The 21,425-nt window shown below is 41.4% G+C and carries 19 protein-coding genes; 11 read left to right on the forward strand and 8 right to left on the reverse strand.

Features of this window, described 5'->3' with window-relative positions; genetic code table 11:
• The first annotated feature begins 428 nt into the window (after positions 1-428).
• Positions 429-1,772: a dicarboxylate/amino acid:cation symporter gene (locus tag M1F26_RS14035; RefSeq protein ID WP_227528990.1), complete on the forward strand. Its 1,344-nt coding sequence runs from the start codon at positions 429-431 to the stop codon at positions 1,770-1,772.
• Between the two features lie 70 nt (positions 1,773-1,842).
• Here the strand turns inward: M1F26_RS14035 and ubiF are convergent, their stop codons facing one another.
• On the reverse strand, positions 1,843-3,030 hold the full coding sequence (gene ubiF, locus M1F26_RS14040; protein ID WP_140172803.1) for a 3-demethoxyubiquinol 3-hydroxylase: 1,188 nt from the start codon (positions 3,028-3,030) through the stop codon (positions 1,843-1,845).
• Positions 3,031-3,492: 462 nt separating this feature from the next.
• Here ubiF and miaB point away from each other — a divergent pair, with 462 nt between their 5' ends.
• The 5 genes from miaB (at position 3,493) to lnt (ending at position 9,820) form a co-directional block, all read left to right on the forward strand.
• Positions 3,493-4,923 carry a tRNA (N6-isopentenyl adenosine(37)-C2)-methylthiotransferase MiaB gene (miaB, locus tag M1F26_RS14045; protein WP_096864953.1) on the forward strand — a complete coding sequence of 477 codons (1,431 nt, stop codon included), beginning with the start codon at positions 3,493-3,495 and terminating at the stop codon, positions 4,921-4,923.
• Positions 4,924-4,962: 39 nt separating this feature from the next.
• Positions 4,963-6,015 carry a PhoH family protein gene (locus M1F26_RS14050; RefSeq protein WP_004908988.1) on the forward strand — a complete coding sequence of 351 codons (1,053 nt, stop codon included), beginning with the start codon at positions 4,963-4,965 and terminating at the stop codon, positions 6,013-6,015.
• Positions 6,016-6,483 carry an rRNA maturation RNase YbeY gene (ybeY, locus tag M1F26_RS14055; protein ID WP_140172804.1) on the forward strand — a complete coding sequence of 156 codons (468 nt, stop codon included), beginning with the start codon at positions 6,016-6,018 and terminating at the stop codon, positions 6,481-6,483.
• Between the two features lie 923 nt (positions 6,484-7,406).
• Entirely contained in the window at positions 7,407-8,291 is an 885-nt protein-coding gene (gene corC / locus M1F26_RS14060) for a CNNM family magnesium/cobalt transport protein CorC (protein ID WP_036958175.1), read from the forward strand.
• Positions 8,291-9,820, forward strand: a complete 1,530-nt coding sequence (lnt, locus tag M1F26_RS14065; protein ID WP_140172805.1) for an apolipoprotein N-acyltransferase — start codon at positions 8,291-8,293, stop codon at positions 9,818-9,820. The genes corC and lnt overlap by 1 nt, the downstream gene beginning before the upstream one ends.
• 46 nt (positions 9,821-9,866) lie before the next feature.
• Here lnt and M1F26_RS14070 read toward each other — a convergent pair whose 3' ends face one another.
• Complete coding sequence (locus M1F26_RS14070) at positions 9,867-10,790, reverse strand: sugar kinase (RefSeq protein ID WP_200129370.1); 924 nt, start codon at positions 10,788-10,790, stop codon at positions 9,867-9,869.
• Positions 10,790-11,809: an SPFH domain-containing protein gene (locus M1F26_RS14075; protein WP_004257001.1), complete on the reverse strand. Its 1,020-nt coding sequence runs from the start codon at positions 11,807-11,809 to the stop codon at positions 10,790-10,792. The genes M1F26_RS14070 and M1F26_RS14075 overlap by 1 nt, the downstream gene beginning before the upstream one ends.
• Before the next feature lie 151 nt (positions 11,810-11,960).
• Here M1F26_RS14075 and M1F26_RS14080 point away from each other — a divergent pair, with 151 nt between their 5' ends.
• Positions 11,961-12,674, forward strand: a complete 714-nt coding sequence (locus M1F26_RS14080) for an NUDIX hydrolase (protein WP_004257005.1) — start codon at positions 11,961-11,963, stop codon at positions 12,672-12,674.
• Between the two features lie 48 nt (positions 12,675-12,722).
• Here M1F26_RS14080 and M1F26_RS14085 read toward each other — a convergent pair whose 3' ends face one another.
• The 5 genes from M1F26_RS14085 to M1F26_RS14105 form a co-directional block, all read right to left on the reverse strand.
• Entirely contained in the window at positions 12,723-13,181 is a 459-nt protein-coding gene (locus tag M1F26_RS14085; protein WP_140172807.1) for a protein K, read from the reverse strand.
• Between the two features lie 178 nt (positions 13,182-13,359).
• On the reverse strand, positions 13,360-13,860 hold the full coding sequence (locus tag M1F26_RS14090) for a protein disulfide oxidoreductase (protein WP_004908960.1): 501 nt from the start codon (positions 13,858-13,860) through the stop codon (positions 13,360-13,362).
• Between the two features lie 386 nt (positions 13,861-14,246).
• A complete protein-coding gene (locus M1F26_RS14095; protein WP_140172808.1) occupies positions 14,247-14,978 on the reverse strand; it encodes a DsbA family protein in 732 nt (243 codons plus the stop codon).
• Positions 14,975-17,047 (reverse strand): protein-disulfide reductase DsbD family protein, encoded by a 2,073-nt coding sequence (locus tag M1F26_RS14100; protein WP_140172809.1) that lies wholly within the window; start codon positions 17,045-17,047, stop codon positions 14,975-14,977. The genes M1F26_RS14095 and M1F26_RS14100 overlap by 4 nt, the downstream gene beginning before the upstream one ends.
• Positions 17,048-17,095: 48 nt before the next feature.
• Complete coding sequence (locus tag M1F26_RS14105; RefSeq protein WP_096864958.1) at positions 17,096-17,506, reverse strand: metal resistance protein; 411 nt, start codon at positions 17,504-17,506, stop codon at positions 17,096-17,098.
• A gap of 607 nt (positions 17,507-18,113) precedes the next feature.
• On the opposite strand from M1F26_RS14105, the gene M1F26_RS14110 reads away from it, so the two are divergent.
• The 4 genes from M1F26_RS14110 (at position 18,114) to M1F26_RS14125 (ending at position 21,240) form a co-directional block, all read left to right on the forward strand.
• The gene (locus M1F26_RS14110; protein ID WP_004257033.1) at positions 18,114-18,980 is read left to right on the forward strand and encodes a glutamate/aspartate ABC transporter substrate-binding protein; all 867 of its coding nucleotides are present in this window, start codon (positions 18,114-18,116) and stop codon (positions 18,978-18,980) included.
• A gap of 115 nt (positions 18,981-19,095) precedes the next feature.
• Positions 19,096-19,836 (forward strand): amino acid ABC transporter permease, encoded by a 741-nt coding sequence (locus M1F26_RS14115; protein ID WP_004257036.1) that lies wholly within the window; start codon positions 19,096-19,098, stop codon positions 19,834-19,836.
• Positions 19,837-19,840: 4 nt separating this feature from the next.
• The gene (gltK, locus tag M1F26_RS14120) at positions 19,841-20,518 is read left to right on the forward strand and encodes a glutamate/aspartate ABC transporter permease GltK (RefSeq protein WP_036958176.1); all 678 of its coding nucleotides are present in this window, start codon (positions 19,841-19,843) and stop codon (positions 20,516-20,518) included.
• Positions 20,515-21,240 (forward strand): amino acid ABC transporter ATP-binding protein, encoded by a 726-nt coding sequence (locus M1F26_RS14125; protein WP_004257041.1) that lies wholly within the window; start codon positions 20,515-20,517, stop codon positions 21,238-21,240. Before gltK ends, M1F26_RS14125 begins: the two co-directional genes overlap by 4 nt.
• Positions 21,241-21,425 lie beyond the last annotated feature (185 nt).

Below are 21,425 nucleotides of genomic sequence, written 5' to 3' on the forward strand. Positions count from 1 at the left end.
TAAGCAGTAAAGTATCCCTCTCTACTGTTTTCTATATTTACATCCCTATTTTTAGTTTAAATGATTACTTTTTGGTCATTTGCTTATTTATTTAATCCTAATATTACCGATTAACCAACAGCTTAATCGTTTAAAGTGGTGTTAAAGCAACATTTACCTCATAAAATTTACGTTTGCATAACTTTTCTATCAAATGTGTGACTTCAATCATTTCTATATAACCATCGAAAGTGGTAATCTGCGCTCGAATTGTAGTTAGGTATGATTATTACCAGTTAAATTATTATCAACCTCTGGTACTAATAAACTCAGTCCCTTCTTCCATTCCAACTAAATTAGTTCTCAGAAACTCTAATAAAAGTTTTAAACCTAATAATTATAAATTGCCAAACGCAACATTTTTACAGAGAAAATTTATGCGAAACATGATAAAGCAACCAATATATAAAATATTATATGTTCAAGTGATAGTAGCCATCGTTCTGGGTATAGCACTTGGTCACTTTTTTCCAGACATTGGTGAGTCACTAAAACCGCTTGGTGATGCATTCATCAAAATCGTTAAAATGATTATCGCACCAGTTATCTTCTTAACTGTTGTCACCGGTATATCAGGGATGTCAAACATGAAGGCCGTGGGAAGTGTCGCAGGTAAAGCAATGCTCTACTTTATCACTTTCTCGACAATTGCTCTCATCATTGGTCTTATCATCGCGAATATCATTCGTCCAGGCTCGGGGCTTAATATTGATCCAGCGACTTTGGATAGCAGCAAAGTTGCCACCTACGTTGAAAAAGCACACGAATCCTCGATTGTCAGCTTTTTGATGAATATCATCCCTGATACCGTCATCAGCCCATTAGTTAATGGAAATATTCTGCAAGTTCTGTTTATTGCAGTTATTTTTGGGTTAGCGCTAGCTGCAACGGGTAAACACGGCGAGCCTATCGTTAAGTTACTGCAAAACTTTTCTGAACCTGTGTTCAAAATGGTGGCGATGCTAATGAAACTCGCCCCTATCGGGGCATTCGGTGCAATGGCATTTACCATTGGTAAATATGGAATATCCTCTATCGGCAATTTAATGATGCTGATTATGACTTTCTATATAACATCACTGCTATTTGTCTTACTGGTGTTGGGAGCGGTAGCCAAATATAACGGTTTCTCAATCATTGAACTGATTAAGTACATCAAAGATGAACTCTGGTTAGTATTAGGGACTTCTTCTTCTGAGGCCGCATTACCAAGTTTAATGCGAAAAATGGAGCATGCGGGGTGTGAAAAATCTGTTGTAGGCTTAGTGATCCCTACTGGTTATTCATTCAACCTTGATGGTACCAACATCTACATGACGATGGCCGCATTATTTATTGCCCAAGCCACCAATATTGAGCTGACTATCTGGGAACAAATTTCATTGCTGCTAGTTGCCATGATAAGCTCGAAGGGGGCAGCTGGTGTAACGGGTGCAGGTTTTATTACCTTAGCAGCCACTTTGATGGTGGTACCAAGCGTTCCTGTTGCAGGCATGGCGCTTATTTTAGGTATCGACCGATTTATGTCTGAGTGCCGTGCTTTAACTAACTTAGTCGGTAACGCATGTGCGTGTATCGTTGTTGCACGTTGGGAAAAAGAACTCGACACAGAAAAACTGGCTCATGCATTTTCAGCAAAAAATGAAACTTTAGATTCAGTGATTACTGAAGACGACAGCATCAATACAGATATAAGTCACATTCAGCCAATTGATTTAGCTAATAATAAATAGCGCTAACTTCTTCATTTAATTATAAATAGGCCTCTAATTTTGCGGCCTATTTATATATCTAAGATAAGATCTATAACCCTAACGCATACTTCAGAGCCAGTTTTTTTGCTTCTCCGGCGCGCTGTGCCGCCATCAACCCAAGATTCCTAACTATTTTCAATCCCGGTAACTTTTCACTAAATGCCATGTAAAAAACATCCATCCCAGCTTGCATAATTAAATTATCAGGCAAACGACGTCGTTGGTAACGTTTCAATACATCAAGGGAACTCCAAGGTTGTATATATTCACGCGCGTAAATTACTTCTTTCAAAAGAGCATCAACATCTCGGTAGCCTAAATTCACACCCTGCCCCGCTAATGGGTTGATAGTATGGGCTGCATCGCCAATCAATGCTAACCCATCCATCACATAGCGGCTTGCATGATGACGAGTCAGTGGAAATGCCCCTGACGCAATTGCAGTAACAGGCCCTAAACGTTCAGGAAAGGCTTCGGATATTGCTCCCGTCAATTGTTCCATTGACATACCTTGTAAACGTCTAATCTTTGCGGGACTGTCATACCAGACTAATGAGGCCCAATTATCATACAGAGGTAAAAATGCCCTTGGCCCTGATGGGAAAAACTGCTGCCATGTTTTATCTTGCTGAGGTTGCTGTGTTTGAATGCTAATCAACATACATGACTGGCGATACTGCCAGCCGCGGCTACCAATTCCTGCCATTTTACGGACTTGCGAATTAGCGCCATCGGCTCCGACCACAAGCTTAGCTTGTAAAGTATGGCCATCATCTAATGCTAACATCCATTCTTTTTGCTGCTTAGGTTGGTATAAATTGATGAGTTTCGCCGGGCAAACAAGGTCTAGATTGCTGTATTTTTCACATTCTTGCCATAACGCAAGCTGTAGTACTCTGTTTTCTACCATAAACCCAAGTTCAGGTAGCCCAAGGCTTTTAGCATCAAAAATCACATTGCTATCTGGTTCTTCCCATGTTTCTAACTGGCGATATGGGGCACTTCGCATTGCCTTAACATGTTGCCAAGCCCCTAATTGCTCCAACAATTCAACAGAAGCGCGGCTAATCGCAGAAATACGAACATCAGGGGCACTTTGTGGGTCAAAGGCCACAGGTTGTGCTTTTTCAAGCAAAGCAACTCGCATGCCTTCTTGAGCAAAGCCCAATGCTGCTGCCGCGCCAGTCATACCCGCGCCAACGACGACAACATCATAAGATTCGATTAATTTATTCATACGTTCGCTACTATTTACTGTTTAATAAAGGTTATTGTTTGATAACAGTGACCACGTGGATAAAGGTATTGTACCGAAAAATGAGAGTTCTCACAGGAAATATAGGCATTGAAGTCTCAGAGGCCATTCATTCCTCCACCTTAATAACCTTACAAATAGTATATTTTGCTGAAAACACTTTGATTTGCACAAAAAACAACCACAATTTTGCAACATCCTCTGGTCACTGATGCCGCAAATGAATACAATACGTGCTAATTTTAAAACAATAGGCAAATTGCCTGCCCTTAGATTTCGTGTAGTGATATCATTTTAAATATCTTTGCATTTATCCCATCATACAATGATGTCCTTAATCAAAATGCATGCGAGTTCCCAAAAATATAAAGGGTAGGACTTTGGATTTACAACGCGTTTCGGAGTCCATTACACTAGCCGCTTCGAAAACACCGGATATACGACATGTCGACGAATAAAAAGCTATATATTAAAACTTGGGGTTGCCAAATGAATGAGTATGACTCATCCAAAATGGTTTCTTTATTAGAAAATACCCATGGTTATCAACTCACTGAAGTTGCAGAAGAAGCAGACTTATTACTGCTTAATACCTGTTCCATTCGTGAAAAAGCACAAGAAAAAGTCTTCCATCAACTTGGTCGTTGGAAGTTTTTTAAAGACAAAAACCCTGACATTATTATTGGTGTAGGCGGCTGTGTCGCTTCACAAGAAGGGGATTTTATTCGCCAACGTGCACCAAGTGTTGACATCGTTTTCGGCCCGCAAACTTTGCACCGTTTGCCTGAAATGATTAATCAAGTTCAAGGTACGCGTAGCCCTGTTATCGATATCAGTTTCCCTGAAATTGAAAAATTTGACCGCTTACCAGAACCTCGCGCTGAAGGCCCGACCGCATTCGTTTCCATTATGGAAGGCTGTAACAAGTATTGCACTTTCTGCGTAGTGCCTTATACCCGTGGTGAAGAGGTTAGCCGCCCTTGTGATGATATCTTGTTTGAAATCGCGCAGTTAGCGGCACAAGGTGTACGTGAAGTTAATTTGCTTGGCCAAAACGTGAATGCCTACCGCGGTGAAACCTTTGATGGTGAAATTTGCTCATTTGCAGAATTACTGCGTTTAGTCGCGGCTATTGATGGCATCGACCGTGTCCGCTTTACCACTAGCCACCCAATTGAATTTACTGACGATATCATCGAAGTTTACCGCGATACCCCTGAATTAGTCAGTTTCTTGCATCTACCCGTGCAAAGTGGCTCAGACCGCGTTCTAACAATGATGAAACGCGCTCATACCGCACTTGAATATAAAGCCATTATTCGCAAACTGCGTGAAGCACGCCCTGGTATTCTAATCAGTTCAGACTTTATCGTGGGCTTCCCCGGTGAAACAACCGAAGACTTCGAAAAAACCATGAAACTGATTGCAGACGTGAACTTTGATATGAGCTACAGCTTTGTCTATTCCGCGCGTCCAGGCACCCCAGCTGCGGATTTACCTGATGATGTAACCGAAGATGAGAAAAAACAGCGTCTATACTTACTGCAACAGCGTATTAATCAGCAAGCATTAAGCTTCAGCCGCCAAATGGTGGGAACCGTTCAACGTATCTTAGTTGAAGGAACATCGCGTAAAAACGTCATGGAGCTGTCTGGACGTACTGAAAATAACCGTGTTGTGAACTTTGAAGGCACACCGGATATGATCGGTAAATTTGTGGATGTCGAAATTGTGGATGTTTATACCAACTCATTGCGCGGTAAAGTCATTCGTACAGAAGATCAAATGGGTCTTCGCGTTCATGAATCACCAGAGTCTGTTATTGCACGTACTCGTAAAGAAGATGAGCTAGGTGTTGGCAGCTTTCAACCCTAAGCCACAACCATAGGATATTCAGTGACCGAGACAAAAAATTTGCAAATCGCAACACAAGAAATCTTTCTAGAACCCGCAGATAACCAGCGTTTAATGAGCCTCTGCGGGCCATTTGACGATAATATCAAGCAGCTAGAACGCCGCCTTGCTATCGAAATTAATCGCCGCGATAACCGTTTTAAGTTATCGGGTAAGCCGCTGAATGTTCAAGCGGCGAGCAAAATTTTACGTCAACTGTATGTCGATACCGCGCCTGTGCGCGGTGTTATCCCTGATATCGACCCTGAAAATATTCACTTAGCCATTCTGGATAGCCGTGTTTTAGAGCAATCTGCCGATAGCGTTCCTGACTACGGTAAAGCGGTGAATATTAAGACTAAACGTGGTGTGATCAAACCACGCACTCCAAATCAAGCGCAATATATCGCCAATATTTTAGACCATGATATTACATTTGGCATTGGCCCTGCAGGAACTGGGAAAACCTATTTAGCGGTAGCCGCGGCGGTAGATGCGTTAGAGCGCCAAGAGGTCCGCCGTATTTTGCTAACCCGTCCTGCGGTTGAAGCAGGTGAGAAACTTGGTTTTTTACCGGGCGACCTCAGCCAAAAAGTCGACCCTTACCTGCGCCCACTTTATGATGCGCTATTCGAAATGTTAGGCTTTGAAAAAGTTGAAAAACTGATTGAGCGTAATGTTATCGAAGTCGCGCCGCTGGCCTATATGCGTGGCCGTACGTTGAATGATGCTTTTATTATTTTAGATGAGAGCCAAAACACCACCATCGAGCAGATGAAGATGTTTTTAACACGTATTGGCTTTAATTCTAAAGCGGTTGTGACGGGTGATATTACTCAGGTTGACTTACCTCGCGGGAGTAAATCAGGGTTACGTCATGCCATTGAAGTGCTTTCCGAAGTCGATGATTTAAGCTTCAATTTCTTCCACAGTGAAGACGTAGTTCGCCATCCAGTCGTTGCAAAAGTTGTCATGGCTTATGAGGCTTGGGAAGAACAAGACAATAAACGTCGCCAGCAGTTACGTGAAGAAAAAGAACAACAAAAGCAATTTGAAAAGCAGGAAAATCTATAAATGAGTGACATTATTCTCGATTTACAAATTGCGTGTGAAAACCCTGATGGCTTGCCTTCGGAAGCCGAGTTTCAGCGTTGGTTAGCTGCTGTTTTGCCTAAATTTCAAGCACTAAGTGAAGTCACTATTCGGGTAGTTGATGAACCCGAAAGCCATCACTTAAATTTAACCTATCGCGGCAAAGACAAACCGACTAACGTGTTGTCATTCCCCTTTGAGGCTCCGCCAGAAATTGAGCTGCCTTTGCTTGGTGATTTAATTATTTGCCGCCAAGTCGTTGAGCAAGAAGCTATTGACCAACAAAAAACAGCAGAAGAGCACTGGGCTCATATGGTCGTTCATGGTTGCCTTCATCTTTTAGGCTATGATCATATTGAAGATGATGAAGCGGAAGAAATGGAAGGTTTAGAAACTGAAATTCTGGCTGAGTTGGGCTATGAAGACCCATATCTTGCAGAAAAAGAGTGACTTAACTATAATTTTTTGAGATATCTTTCTCAAAGAAAGCATTACTTTACAAAAAATTGACGGTTATTTTGCAGATAAACCGTCAATTTTGTGCTAAAAAAGAATGTAGTAAACTGTTTTTATTAACTAACCTAAGCTCCAAATACTTTGACTTGGGCTACTTTTGGTACCAAGTGCGGCCAGCGAGGGTATCTCGATGAGCATACATAAGTATGTGATTCGAGTAGCCGAATGCAGCCAACAACGCTGCGGTTCGAGATACGACGAGTGAATACTCTAAATAATTCGAATTGCAGGTAGGCGGCCAGCGAGGATATCTCGATGAGCATACATAAGTATGTGATTCGAGTAGCCGAATGCAGCCAACAACGCTGCGGTTCGAGATACGACGAGTGAATACTCTAAATAATTCGAATTGCAGGTAGGCGGCCAGCGAGGATATCTCGATGAGCATACATAAGTATGTGATTCGAGTAGCCGAGTACAGCCAACAACGCTGCGGTTCGAGATACGACGAGTGAATACTCTAAATAATTCGAATTGCAGGTAGGCGGCCAGCGAGGATATCTCGATGAGCATACATAAGTATGTGATTCGAGTAGCCGAATGCAGCCAACAACGCTGCGGTTCGAGATACGACGAGTGAATACTCTAAATAATTCGAATTGCAGGTAGGCGGCCAGCGAGGATATCTCGATGAGCATACATAAGTATGTGATTCGAGTAGCCGAATGCAGCCAACAACGCTGCGGTTCGAGATACGACGAGTGAATACTCTAAATAATTCGAATTGCAGGTAGGCGGCCAGCGAGGATATCTCGATGAGCATACATAAGTATGTGATTCGAGTAGCCGAGTGCAGCCAACAACGCTGCGGTTCGAAGTATGACGAGTATTTTTTGAGGAAAAAAAAATTAACCGCCATGAGCGACGATAACTCTTCGAGTAGCGATAACCCTGGTCCTAAGAAAGGGTTCTTTGCACTGTTAAATCACCTATTCCATGGTGAACCTAAAAATCGTGATGATTTGGTCGAATTAATCCGCGACTCTGAACAGAACGATTTGATCGATCCTGACACCCGCGAAATGCTTGAAGGGGTAATGGATATTGCGGATCAGCGTGTGCGCGACATTATGATCCCGCGTTCCCAAATTGTTACCTTAAAACGTAACCAAACGCTTGATGAGTGCCTTGATGTCATTATTGACTCTGCTCACTCACGCTTCCCTGTTATTAGTGAAGATAAAGACCATATCGAAGGGTTATTAATGGCAAAAGATTTACTGCCATTTATGCGTACTGACGCTGAGCCTTTTAGTATCGATAAGGTATTACGCCAAGCGGTTGTTGTCCCTGAAAGTAAGCGAGTAGACAGACTACTCAAAGAATTCCGCTCTCAACGCTACCATATGGCTATCGTTATCGATGAGTTTGGTGGTGTTTCTGGTCTAGTGACCATTGAAGATATTTTAGAGCTCATCGTGGGCGAAATTGAAGACGAATACGACGACCAAGACGATGTTGATATTCGTCAACTTAGCCGCCATTCTTATTCTGTGCGCGCCCTTACGCAGATTGAAGATTTCAATGAAGCCTTTGGGACTCATTTTAGTGACGAAGAGGTTGATACGGTCGGTGGCCTCGTTATGCAAGCCTTCGGTCATCTACCTTCTCGTGGTGAAACCATCACAATTGACAACTACCAATTTAAAGTTGCGATGGCAGATAGTCGCCGGATCCTTCTGCTTCACGTGAAAATTCCAGACGACGCGCCAGTTCCAACTTTGGAAGAAGAACAGACTTAATGAACTCAACGTCTATTTATCAAAGTCAGCGGTTGCGGTTACTGCTGGCTTTAATTTTCGGAGCCAGTGGAACGCTGGCTTTTTCGCCTTTTGACATCTGGCCTGCCGCACTACTTTCTATCCTTTTTCTCCAATTACTGACCTTGCAGCGCACCGCCAAGCAATCTTTTGCTATCGGTTTCGCTTGGGGATTTGGCTTATTCGGTAGTGGCGTTAACTGGGTTTACGTCAGTATCGCGGATTTTGGGGGGATGCCAGGGCCTGTTAACGTCTTTATTGTCATTCTTTTGGCAGCATACCTTTCCCTTTATACAGGGCTTTTTGGGGCATTGATGGCTAAATTTGCCCCACATGCCAATATTTGGCGTTTAGTATTTCTTGCTCCTGCCCTGTGGCAAGTCACTGAATTTTTACGTGGTTGGGTTCTCACTGGTTTCCCATGGCTGCAATTTGGCTACAGCCAAATTGATGGCCCCATGAAATCGCTCGCTCCAATATTCGGCGTCGAAATGATCACATTGCTATTATTTAGCATTAGTGGTTTGTTAGTGCTCGCTATCCTACGTCGTAGCTTTATTGCATTAGCCACAGCGGTAGTTTTACTGTTTGCTCCATTAGTTGCCAAAAATATTCAGTGGTTTACCCCACTTGAAAGCCAGAAAATGGAAGTAGCACTGGTTCAAGGCAACATTCCCCAATCAATGAAATGGGAAGCCAGTTTTTTACAAAAAACCAAAGATACCTATATGGAGTTATCTCGTCCTTATATTGGTAAAGCATCGCTAATTATCTGGCCTGAATCTGCCGTACCTTCTGTTGAACTGGATAACCAAGCATGGCTAAAATCCCTCGACCGGCTGTTAGCGGCTTCGAACACTCAATTAATCACAGGGATCGTTGATGCAAGGCCAATGGATGGGGAATATGAGTTCTTTAATACGATTATTGTATTAGGGGATAAAAACCCGTATCTCTACCCATCAAAAAACCGTTATAACAAACATCATTTAGTGCCATTTGGGGAGTTTGTTCCATTAGAAGATATCCTGCGCCCTATTGCACCGTTTTTTAACTTACCGATGTCTGGATTCAGCCGTGGTGATTACCAACAAGCCCAACTCGCTGTAGGGAATATTCACCTCACTGCCGCTATTTGTTATGAAATTATCTTAGGTACACAGGTCAGAGATAATTTTAAACCTGATAGCGACTACTTACTTACTGTTTCAAATGATGCGTGGTTTGGCCAATCTATCGGCCCATGGCAGCATTTCCAAATGGCACGTATGCGTTCGTTAGAATTGGGACGCCCATTATTACGTTCCACTAATAACGGAATAACTGCGGTGATCCGTGCGGATGGTTCAATACAAGATATGCTACCACAATTTAAAACAGCGACTCTAGCCACTGAAGTCACACCGACAACAGGGCTAACCCCTTACGCACGTTGGAGTAATCATCCAATGTGGGGAATCGCCATTATGTTTGGTATTCTTGGTTTTGCTATGAATAGACGTCAAAAGTAACGATGTTGACCCCACCTCGGTACCTGTAAATGAGGTGGGGAATTAGCTAAGCAACCAATAACCCCTGTGTGTCCGCAATCTTCACCGTCACAATACAGCCTGAATTAAATTGTAAGAAATCATCTTCAATGCCATCAGAAAAAATAACGCCGTTATCTGGCATTAATGACTCAACAGCTAACGGGCTACTCGGCTCAATCGTGCCAAATACCCATTTGGTTCCTGTCGTTTTACTTAAAAACGGCTCCCTAACACTAAATTGTAATTTACTTTCCCCCCAACCAAATCCTTTTGCCAACGGGTGAGTACTTACTCCCATAATGGCCTGTGCTCCCGCTAAAATAGATTGAAACCACCCCGTTGACCCAAGTCCTGTGGATATAATTATTCCAGAAGATGATTGAAACTCTTGTTCCCCATTCCAGTTCAATAAATAGCGTGCCGAAGTGTGGCTTTTCGGGCCAATGAATAAATCGTTTACCGCTAATAGTGATTGCCCATCATTGGTTGTAGCTTGTGCAAAAGTCACTATTTTTTGCTCTATTTTTCCTTTTAAGGTATTTATCACGACTTCCTGCAATTGGCCTATTTCAAAAGGAAGTAGTTGGCCATCCCACCTTTCAGGATCAGGGTTAATAGCAATAACTGGCTGTCCATTTAAGTATTTCAAGGTATTCGCCACTAAACCATCTTGGCCAATGACAACAACAATATCCTGTTTAGAAAATTGGTAACTAGGCAATAATTTTCGTTCCAATAATTGAAATCTACCCAATGATTTCAATACCGATTCGGCTTGTACTAATTGGCGCTGATATAAATCATGCTCATTTAAATAATCGCTGACTTCAACATGGTTATGCTCCAAGTAAAATTTGGCTTGAGGCCAGGTGTTAAAGCGTTCAATCAATTCCTGTAAACGCGTTTTACGCATGACTAATACAAATCGCACGTCATTATTCCTTTGCATTATTTACCTCCTTTTTTCATTAACTGGCTAAATAAATCAGGCGATATATTGAGCTCACCAATTTTTCCAGCATTTTGTGCCAATGATTCGAATGCCATCGCCATCAACTGCTCAGGTCCCATTTTAGCCAACGCTAACGCTTTTAAGTTTTCAACGGGTAATTGACTGTAAGCTTTCATTTTAGATTCAATGGAATAAGCATCTGCATCAGACTGTATACGCTGGTTTTCAACACTAAGCGCAACCAGCTCATTGCGTTTTGCCTCTGCACTTACTTGTGCAATTAACTCTTCTTGCTCTATTTCGGCTCGCTCTCGCAATATTTTTCGCTCATTATCAAGACGAGCCTCTTCAATTTGTTGTTCTTTGGCCTGAACAGATAAATCTGTTTCTAATTCAGCTTCTTTAATTGTTCGCTCTTGTTCTACAGAAAACTTACGTCTTGCATAAATGGCATCATCAGCCTCTTTCAGTATGGATTCTCTCGCTTGTGCTTCTAACGCTTTGAGCGTTTCAGGTAATGGTGCGATGGCAGAAATAGAAACATCCAAAATTTCAATTCCCAGTGACTCAATAACCGCCTGCTCTGCTAATTGCTGGTTCACCAAAATCACCAATGATTGGCTAATCAATAATGCATCTCGCAATGAAGTAGTTTGTATTTTGGCTTGAATCACTGTTTGAGCTGCTCGCACAACTCGGTCACTTAATTTAAGGGGATCTTCAGAAGAGTAGCTTTTCCCATCCTTAGATAAATTAAAATTTAAGACGTCCGCGGTTTTTTCCGGCTGCTTTACCTGAAAAGAAATTTGCCCCTGGATACGTAAACTTTGGAAATCAGACGTTTGTAAATTAAAAATAAATGGGGCTTCTTGGGCATTTAATGGAAGTGCCGCAATGGATGTTTTATCGGAGTTATACCAAAAACTAAGCCCCTTACCTTGCTTACGCACTTTCCCATTCACCGATTGAATAACAAAAGTTGATGAGTCTGCTTTGAAATATTTAAAGTTAATCATAGTGGATCCCTCATTATTGTCTTTATGACCTTAATTAATTATTGTCCTATAGACACAAACAAGTCAAGCATTAAATGTCTTAATGACAATAACTATTTTTACCTGTATGATTTAACCCTAAACTTCATCTTTAGCGATAAGTGGTAACAATATGAATGAAAAAGAGTTTCTTGCTAGTTATGACAGAAAAGATTATTTATCGCCTTTACTCACTGTCGATGCCGTTTTATTTACTTACCATGAAAACACGTTGAAAGTATTACTGGTTGAGCGAGCAAGTTTCCCTGAAAAAGGGAAATGGGGCTTACCGGGAGGATTTATTGATGAGCAAAATGATCAAACCTTAGAAGAGACTGTTTTACGTAAACTAAAAGAAAAAACAGGAGTTATTCCTCCTTATGTTGAGCAACTTTGTACGGAAGGAAACCACCAACGAGACCCTCGCGGCTGGTCTGTCACTGTTTGCTATACAGCTCTAATTGCTTACCAAGCCTGCGAAGCCCATATTGATACCGTGGATTCTGTAAAATGGGTTTCTATTGATGAAATTGAACAACTGACTCTTGCATTCGACCACCTCAAACTTTATCAACAAGCGAGAGAACGCCTAAAGCAAAAATCACTCTATTCGATAGTTCCAGGTTTTGCATTACCTGACGTTTTTACCTTAGCAGAGCTACAACATGTCCATGAAGTTTTGATTGGTAAGCCTTTACAAAATAAATCGTTTAGGCGCCGACTCGAACAAGCTGATTTGTTAATTGATACCGGAGAAAAACGCCACGAGCGTGGCCGACCCGCTAATTTGTATCGTTTAAAACCACAATCAGCGGACTACCGTTTTATTCGTAATTTAGAATTTTAATCATTGATATGCCTGATAAACAAATATTATCAGGCATTCCAATGAATGCTATTGGCAAATTGCAGGGGTAACAATATAGGTAAAAATGAGTTTGTTAGACTTATGATAATTATGCGTAATGCCTTCGGGAAACATTTCATGCAAAATATCCATACCTGCATTTTTACCGCAATAGTTGCGATTTAAAATCTCACGCATATTTTGCTGCCAACTATCACCTTCCAATATATTGTCAGGGATCCCTTTGATAGTGTATTGGTAAAATAACATGCCATTTTTAGCAGTCACTTCCGTCAATAGTGTTACGTCATCAATCAGCATAGGCAATGATTCCGCCATGTCAGATAGAAAAATGCCCCGTAACATCGTTGGGTCATCATCTCCTTTTGCATTAAACGCATTGATTTTATCTTCTGTTGAATTAGCTTTTATTTCATCATAACGCTGTTCTATTTTTGAATTTTCTATTGTTCCTGATGGTTCTTTCGTTGTCGTTTTTTCTTCCACATCAGGGGAGCATCCCGTGATTAATACCGCGCATAAAATAATCCAACCACTTTTTTAAACATAGCCATCCCATTCACCTATTTTATTATTTATATGTCCGAATGAGTTTACCATAATGATAAATTAAACTTATAGGCAGAAAAATCCCCTTTTTTAGCCCAAAGGGGATGATAGAAAACTAAAAAGATGCCAACCACATACGCATTTTTAAGCCATAAGAACTCGTCCAACCCGATGTAAAACTGACTAGCTCACCGTTATCAATCACCATAAAAGTGGGCGTCGCACTGACCCCAACCGCATTGGAAAGTTGCCCGCTTATATCGTTGATCACAGGAAAGGTTAGCTCCTTGTTTTCCATCCCCTTGATTAAGCGAGATGTTTCACCTGAACGTATCGCTACCGAAATAATTGGCATACCTGATTGGCTTAATTCTGATACCGTTGGCGAAGTCAAATTACAGACCCCACACCACGTCGCCCAGAAATAAACCAATATCGGTTTTTCTTTACTTAACTCTGCCAATGAAACCGTCTCACCGTTGGCCAGAGTGTGTTGTTCCAATAATACAGGCGCAAGGGTTTGTGGCTTGCGCCATAAATCCATCACTGTAAAGGCAATAAATAAAATAATTGCCAAAACAATAATTTCTTTAGACCATTTTTTTATTTTATTCATATAGTTGCTTACCTATTTGGTATCAAATAGTACAAATCAATGATGTAAGAAACCAAAACATCCACTTAAAATGAATGCTTTAGCATTTAATTAAATATTTGTTTTCCTATCCTCTAATTCTAGAGTTTTGGATTGTTTAATCTTTATCCTCTAATTTTAGAGTTTGGATTGTTTAATCTTTATCCTCTAATTCTAGAGTTTGGATTGTTTAATCTTTATCCTCTAATTTTAGAGTTTGGATTATTTAATCTTTATCCTCTAAATAATTCGCGTTGTGGCTAGGCGGCAAACGAGACTATCGTGGCAAGCATACACAAGTATGTGACTCACGTAGTCGAGAGCAGCCAACAACGCCACAGCGCGAAATATGACGAGGATAACGAGGATTATTTGAGCTTAGCCAACTGCTCCTTCACTACCGCCTCAAACTGCTGTGCATCAATAGCACCTGGGATCATTTCATCACCCACCAATGTTGCTGGGGTACCATTCACACCCAATTTTTCTGCCAATATCATATTAGTACGAATACCATCGCGGCTCTTATCACTCGCTTTTAGCTTATCGTTGCCAGTGGCTTTGAGAGCATCTTTGATATTTGCATCTGATAGCATGCCCTGTTTTTGCATAAATTTATGGTGTAAAGCTTCAAATGCTTTCGGGTCTTCTTGCCACAGTGTCATGGTTAACTGAGCTGAATCCATTGATGTTTGGCCTTTAAATGGTAAATATTTGATTACCACTGCCACATCATTTGGATATTTTTTCACAATATCCATCAGTTGAGGGTCGAAACGCTTACAGAATGGGCAGTTAAAATCAGTAAAGTTAACTAAAACTAACTTGGCATCTTTTTTACCGATACGCGGGCTGGTTGGGTCATTGAATAAAGCATCGTGCTCCGCTTTTAACGTTTCTTTCATTTGGGCTTGTTGTTTTTCCCCTTGTTTGGCTTGCAGGGCAACGATAGCTTCTTCAAGAATTTCTGGGTTTTCAACCAAAGTATCACGCACTAATTTACGCACTTGTGCTTCTTGGTCTGCACTCAAAGGTGCCGCCTGTGCTACTGACCCCATCATTAACGACGAAAATAAAACAGCTAAAATTGTTTTTTTCATTTTGTGGCTCCTTTGGCCTGATTCATAACGGATATTAGCGATTCACGATCAAGTATCGTTGAAAGTACTTCGCCTTCGGCCAAGTTAGGGCCATAGATTTGATTAAATGGAACAGCGACCTGCCCACGTTTTTGTAAAAATGCCGTAATTTCAGGTGAAGGCTTCGTCCAATCACCACGTAAAGCAACAACATCAGGTTCACTAAGCAGCTGTTGAATATCATCTCTTAGCAATACATTGTATTTATTTGCCTTACAGGTTACGCACCATTCCGCGGTAACATCAATAAATACGCGTTTATTATCCGCTAGCGCATCAGCAATTGCCTGTTCAGTTAGCGGTTGCCAATTCACCGTATCTTTAACGAGAGAACGGCTACCTGAGTGCTGTTCTTGCGTCATCCAAACAAATCCACCAGCAAAAACAGCGAATAATATAAATGGCAAGATAGCTGCTCTTACACCACGTTTTATCGCGATAAAGACCACTAATAACACTAAGAAAATGACAGCAATCGAGGTCGAAGTAGAGACACCAAAATGCGGAATTAATAAACTAATTAGCCATAAGCTGGAAACTAGCATCATGACTCCAAGTATTGCACGCAATTTGAGCATCCACATACCCGGTTTTGGTAACAACCTCGCAATAGCAGGAAAAGCGGCAATTAATAGCCAAGGCAAACTCATTCCGACACCTAATGCCGTGAAGATCAACCACAACTCTTCCATTGGCGCTGCCAGTGCAAAGGCCACGGCTGTGCCCAAAAATGGTGCAGAACAAGGCGTTGCCAACAATGTCGCGAATACCCCTTGCCAGAAATGACCACTATTGCCATGACCACCTGCGGTCGCCAAGCGTGTATTAGCCTTACTGCCAAGGTTGATTTCGAATAAACCAAATAAATTTGCAGTAAATAACGCCGTTACCACCACCATAAAGCCGATAAACCACGGGTTTTGGAACTGAATGCCCCAGCCAACGGCTTGCTGACCGACCCGCAGTAAGGTCATCAGTAAGGCGAGTAACCAGAAGGAAACCAAAATCCCTGAAGAAGACAGTAAAAATTGGCGACGAATGGTTTTCTGCTCACCTTGCGGAACCATTAAGACTGAGCCCAGTTTCATGGCGAGCACAGGAAGAACGCATGGCATTAGATTAAGGATCAAGCCACCTAAAAGTGCAAATAACACTACTTGCCATAAAGAAGCACCGCTCACTTTTGACACTATTGTGCCAGTAAATGTGCTAACTTGATGGCTAATTTGCTGGGAAATGTCACCATCAGAAACCACAAAAGAAATGGTTTTTCCGGTTAAATCAGGAGACTCGCCCCCCCAATCATCACCAACATCTATTGTTGCTGTTAAATGTTCTCCTGATGTTTCTATTACAGGTACGCCTAACGCCGCCCCTTCAACCACATCAGTGAAAATGTTCGGTTGTTCCCACGAGTTCCCTGTATTTTTTTGTAATTCAATGATTAGCTTATCATTAGCAAAACCAACTTTGGTTTGCTCAACTAAACCACTTGATGGTGGAACCGCACCTTTGGCTTGGTTAAACGCCCAAGTAAAGTCAGCAGGAACAGGTTCTGTTAAATCGAGCTCAAATGGGTAATCGGTTAAAATACAAACATTACTACATGTTGATAATGTTAACGTTCCTGCCAGTTTGTCCAACTTCTCATTACTTGTTACTGTTATGGGGAAAACCACATCGCCCATATAACCTTGAGTTGAAACACCCGCGACATCAAAGCGCCCTGGTGTTGGCCATTGCCAATCTGTTGATTCAACAGGTGACGACCATACAATTTCAGGCGCTACTCCGCCTTCGCCTGGCGAGCGCCAATAGGTTTTCCACCCCCCATCAAGTTTCACATCAAGCAAAACCTCAATTTTGCCATTTTCCTGTGCTGAACTTAATAACCTGACCTGCGCATGCCGTGGAGTGTTGTCATTCATCCACCCCGTATTCGCAGGTTGCAACCACCCCGTATCTGCAGCGTATAAACTGCTCGAAAATAGTGCGAAAAATATAAAAAATGAATTAATTAAAAAACGCATTGTTTCCTCCAGAATAAATTACACAACCGAATCCCTATTCGTTGTGTGTTAATTCCGAAGATTACAAAATTGTAAGTGTCTTCTGACTCTTGGAGGGGCATGCTTCTCTTCATTATTTGCTCTAGATATAAATAGATTAGTACAAAATAAAGTTAGCGCAGCCAAAGTAAGGAACATAAAGAAGAATGGTTCAAGCACAGCAGGTAACAAAGTCATTAATGACTTGGCGCTCAGTTCACAACTAGAAAGATGTGTACTACTGCCATCACCTTGTTTTACTTGTGATTGTTCGATATAGGAAAGGTTAGCTCCAGTATTAATTTGCACTTGAGCTAAGACATCTGGCACAAAAAAATTGGCGAGCAGACGCTCTCCGACGGCGCGTTGATTCATACAAATCAATACCATCAGACAGGCGAATATCACTAATCCTTTACCTAATTTTAAATGCCTGTTCATGCGCACCTTGGTATAACTTCCTGAAATAATACTAATTATGCGACTTTGATAACCATAACGATAAAAACCAGTCTTTGATTAATACCGTTACACCGTCTATAAGTTAAATAGAGGTTACATCTTACACAGCAAAATATTCCGTACAAGTGTCATCAGCTAACTTTACAAATATTATTCTCTTCCCAATGAACAAAAATGCAGTTCCATCAAAACTAGGCACGTAAATTGCTTTATCCAATATATGACATGAAATGAAGATAAATTGCACCTTAACAGTGCGTGACTATCAGTTTAGGACAATATTAAGTGGCAAATCACCATGTTAGTGCGGTAATTCAAAAATTACCCAAATAATATGCGAGACAGCTCCCGAAATTGAAACAATTTGTTTTCATTAATTAACAAATTTAATTACTTTTTAACAACAATAAAACATATAGCGGATAATCGCGGTATTGTCTAAATCTGCGAAACATTTGCAAACACAACACTACAAAACCACAGTAATTCAGGTGTTATCTCGTGATGACCCCTTAAAATTACAACGGGTTTACACCGATGTTCTAAAGGAGTTGTAATTATGCGTATAAGTAAACTTGTATTATCGATGATGATTTTAGGTGCAACCTGTGCAGTCCAAGCAGAAGAGTTAAACGGCACTCTGAAAAAAATCAAAGACAACGGTGTAATAGTTGTTGGTCATCGTGAATCATCCGTACCGTTCTCTTACTATGATAATAGCCAGAAAGTGGTGGGTTACTCACAGGATTATTCAAATGCCATTGTTGATGCAGTGAAGAAAAAATTAAACATGCCTGATCTGCAAGTCAAACTCATCCCCATTACATCACAAAACCGTATTCCACTCCTGCAAAATGGCACATTTGATTTTGAATGTGGTTCAACAACCAATAACGTAGAAAGACAAAAACAAGCGGCTTTCTCTAACACTATCTTTGTGGTCGGGACACGCTTACTCACCAAAGGTGATTCCGGTGTAAAAGACTTTGCTGACTTAGCCGGTAAAAATGTTGTCGTGACCTCAGGTACGACTTCTGAAATTCTGTTGAATCAGTTGAATGATGAAAAAAATATGAAAATGCGCATTATCAGCGCGAAAGACCATGGTGACTCATTCCGTACCTTGGAGTCAGGCCGTGCTGTTGCCTTTATGATGGATGATGCATTGTTAGCGGGTGAGCGAGCAAAAGCGAAAAAACCGGATATCTGGGAAATCGTTGGCAAACCGCAAACTGAAGAAGCTTATGGCTGTATGTTGCGTAAAGATGATCCTCAATTTAAAGCGCTTATCGACGAAACCATTGCGAATGCACAGACCTCGGGGGTCGCAGAGAAATCCTTTGACCGCTGGTTCAATCAGCCTATTCCACCAAAAAATCTGAACCTGAAATTTACTTTGTCCGATGAAATGAAAGCCTTATTTAAAGAACCAAATGACAAAGCATTAAACTAATAAAAAGACAAACAGGGTATTACTGAAGTAAGAATTGCAAGGCGGTCGTTCCCCGCCTTGCATCCTCTCTTACGACAGTATTCGGGAATTACATTGCCCACAGGAAGTCAATATCATGTCTATTAACTGGAATTGGGGGATTTTCCTTCAGGAAGCCCCATTTGGGAATACCACCTACTTAGGGTGGTTAATATCTGGCCTCGAAGTCACCGTAACACTTTCTATTTGCGCTTGGATTATTGCATTTCTAGTCGGTTCATTCTTCGGTATTTTACGTACAGTACCTAACCGTTTTTTAGCTTTTTTAGGTACCGCATACGTAGAATTATTCCGTAACGTGCCGCTTATTGTACAATTTTTTACTTGGTATTTAGTTATTCCAGAACTTCTCCCGCGTTCAATCGGGGATTGGTTTAAAATGGATTTAGATCCTAACTATCAATTCTTTATTTCCTCAATGCTTTGCCTTGGGTTATTCACCGCAGCGCGGATGACTGAGCAAGTGCGCGCAGCCATTCAGTCACTACCTAGAGGGCAAAAAAGTGCCGCACTCGCAATGGGGCTGACTTTGCCACAAACCTATCGCTACGTTCTATTACCCAATGCCTATCGGGTTATTTTGCCACCAATGACGTCAGAAATGTTGAACTTGGTTAAAAACTCAGCCATTGCGTCAACCATTGGCTTAGTCGATATGGCAGCACAAGCCGGAAAGCTATTGGACTATTCTGCTCACGCGTGGGAATCATTTACCGCCATTACGTTAGCTTATGTCGGTATTAACGTCATTATCATGATTCTGATGACGTTATTAGAGCGCAAAGTTCGCTTACCTGGCACTCTTGGAGGGCGGTAAAATGATGTATGAATTTGACTGGAGCTCAATTGCTCCGAGTATGCCCTTTTTAATCGATGGCTTTATTGTCACAGCAAAAATCACACTAACCGCGATAGTGGTCGGAATTTTGTGGGGTACCGTCCTTGCCGTGATGCGGTTATCCACATTCAAACCAATTAGCTGGTTTGCGGCCTTGTATGTGAATACATTCCGTTCTATTCCGTTGGTTATGGTTTTACTGTGGTTTTACTTAATCGTACCTAGCTTATTACAAAATGTTCTAGGCTTATCACCAAAAAATGATATTCGTTTAATTTCTGCAATGATAGCCTTCTCTCTTTTTGAAGCGGCCTATTACTCTGAGATTATTCGTGCGGGTATTCAAAGTATTTCACGAGGACAAGCTTCTGCGGCGTTAGCTTTGGGAATGACAAATATGCAAACTATGCGGCTCGTGGTGTTACCGCAAGCCTTTAAAGCCATGGTGCCGTTGTTGTTAACTCAAGGGATTGTGCTGTTCCAAGACTCATCCCTCGTGTATGTGCTCAGTTTGACAGACTTTTTCCGTACCGCCACCAATATTGGTGAGCGTGATGGGACACAAGTAGAGATGGTACTGTTTGCGGGTCTGGTGTACTTTATTGTCAGTTTTGGCGCTTCTATGTTAGTGAATTATCTTAAGAAAAGGACTGTTTCATGATAACCCTGAAAAATGTATCCAAATGGTATGGCCAATTTCAGGTGCTTACAGACTGCACAACTGAAGTTAAAAAAGGTGAGGTTGTGGTTGTGTGCGGGCCATCTGGTTCTGGTAAATCCACATTAATAAAAACAGTGAATGGTTTAGAGCCGATTCAACAGGGTGAGATTTTTGTGAATGATATTCAAGTTAATAACAAAAAAACTGACCTTGCAAAACTTCGCTCTAAAGTTGGGATGGTATTCCAACACTTCGAGCTATTTCCTCATTTGTCGATTATTGAAAATTTGACATTAGCGCAAGTTAAGGTATTAAACCGCGATAAAAAAGAAGCGGAAGCAAAAGGTTTGAAATTATTGGAACGCGTAGGTTTATCCAGCCATGCCAATAAATTTCCAGCTCAGCTTTCAGGTGGGCAACAACAGCGTGTCGCTATCGCTCGAGCACTGTGTATGGACCCTATCGCTATGCTATTTGATGAACCTACTTCAGCGCTAGACCCTGAAATGATCAACGAAGTGCTTGATGTTATGGTTGAGTTAGCCAATGAAGGCATGACCATGATGGTGGTTACCCATGAAATGGGATTCGCCAAGAAAGTGGCTAATCGTGTTATTTTTATGGATGAAGGCAAGATAGTTGAAGACAGTAAAAAAGAAGACTTTTTTGCTAACCCACAATCTGACCGTGCAAAAGATTTTCTCGCAAAAATCCTCCATTAATATTCGAGAGGGAGCTCATTAGCTCCCTCGTCTTATCACTGTGCTATTAGCAAATAAATCAACAGCAACAACCTGAATTCGAAATAGATCAATAAACCACTACCATTTAACAAACTTTTTAGTTAAGTTGTTTGGTTATTAGCGTAAAATATCCTGATCCGTTCCCCGAAAAGCAATATCCAGCC

The organism is Providencia sp. PROV048, from assembly GCF_033688165.1.
Lineage (GTDB): Bacteria > Pseudomonadota > Gammaproteobacteria > Enterobacterales > Enterobacteriaceae > Providencia > Providencia hangzhouensis.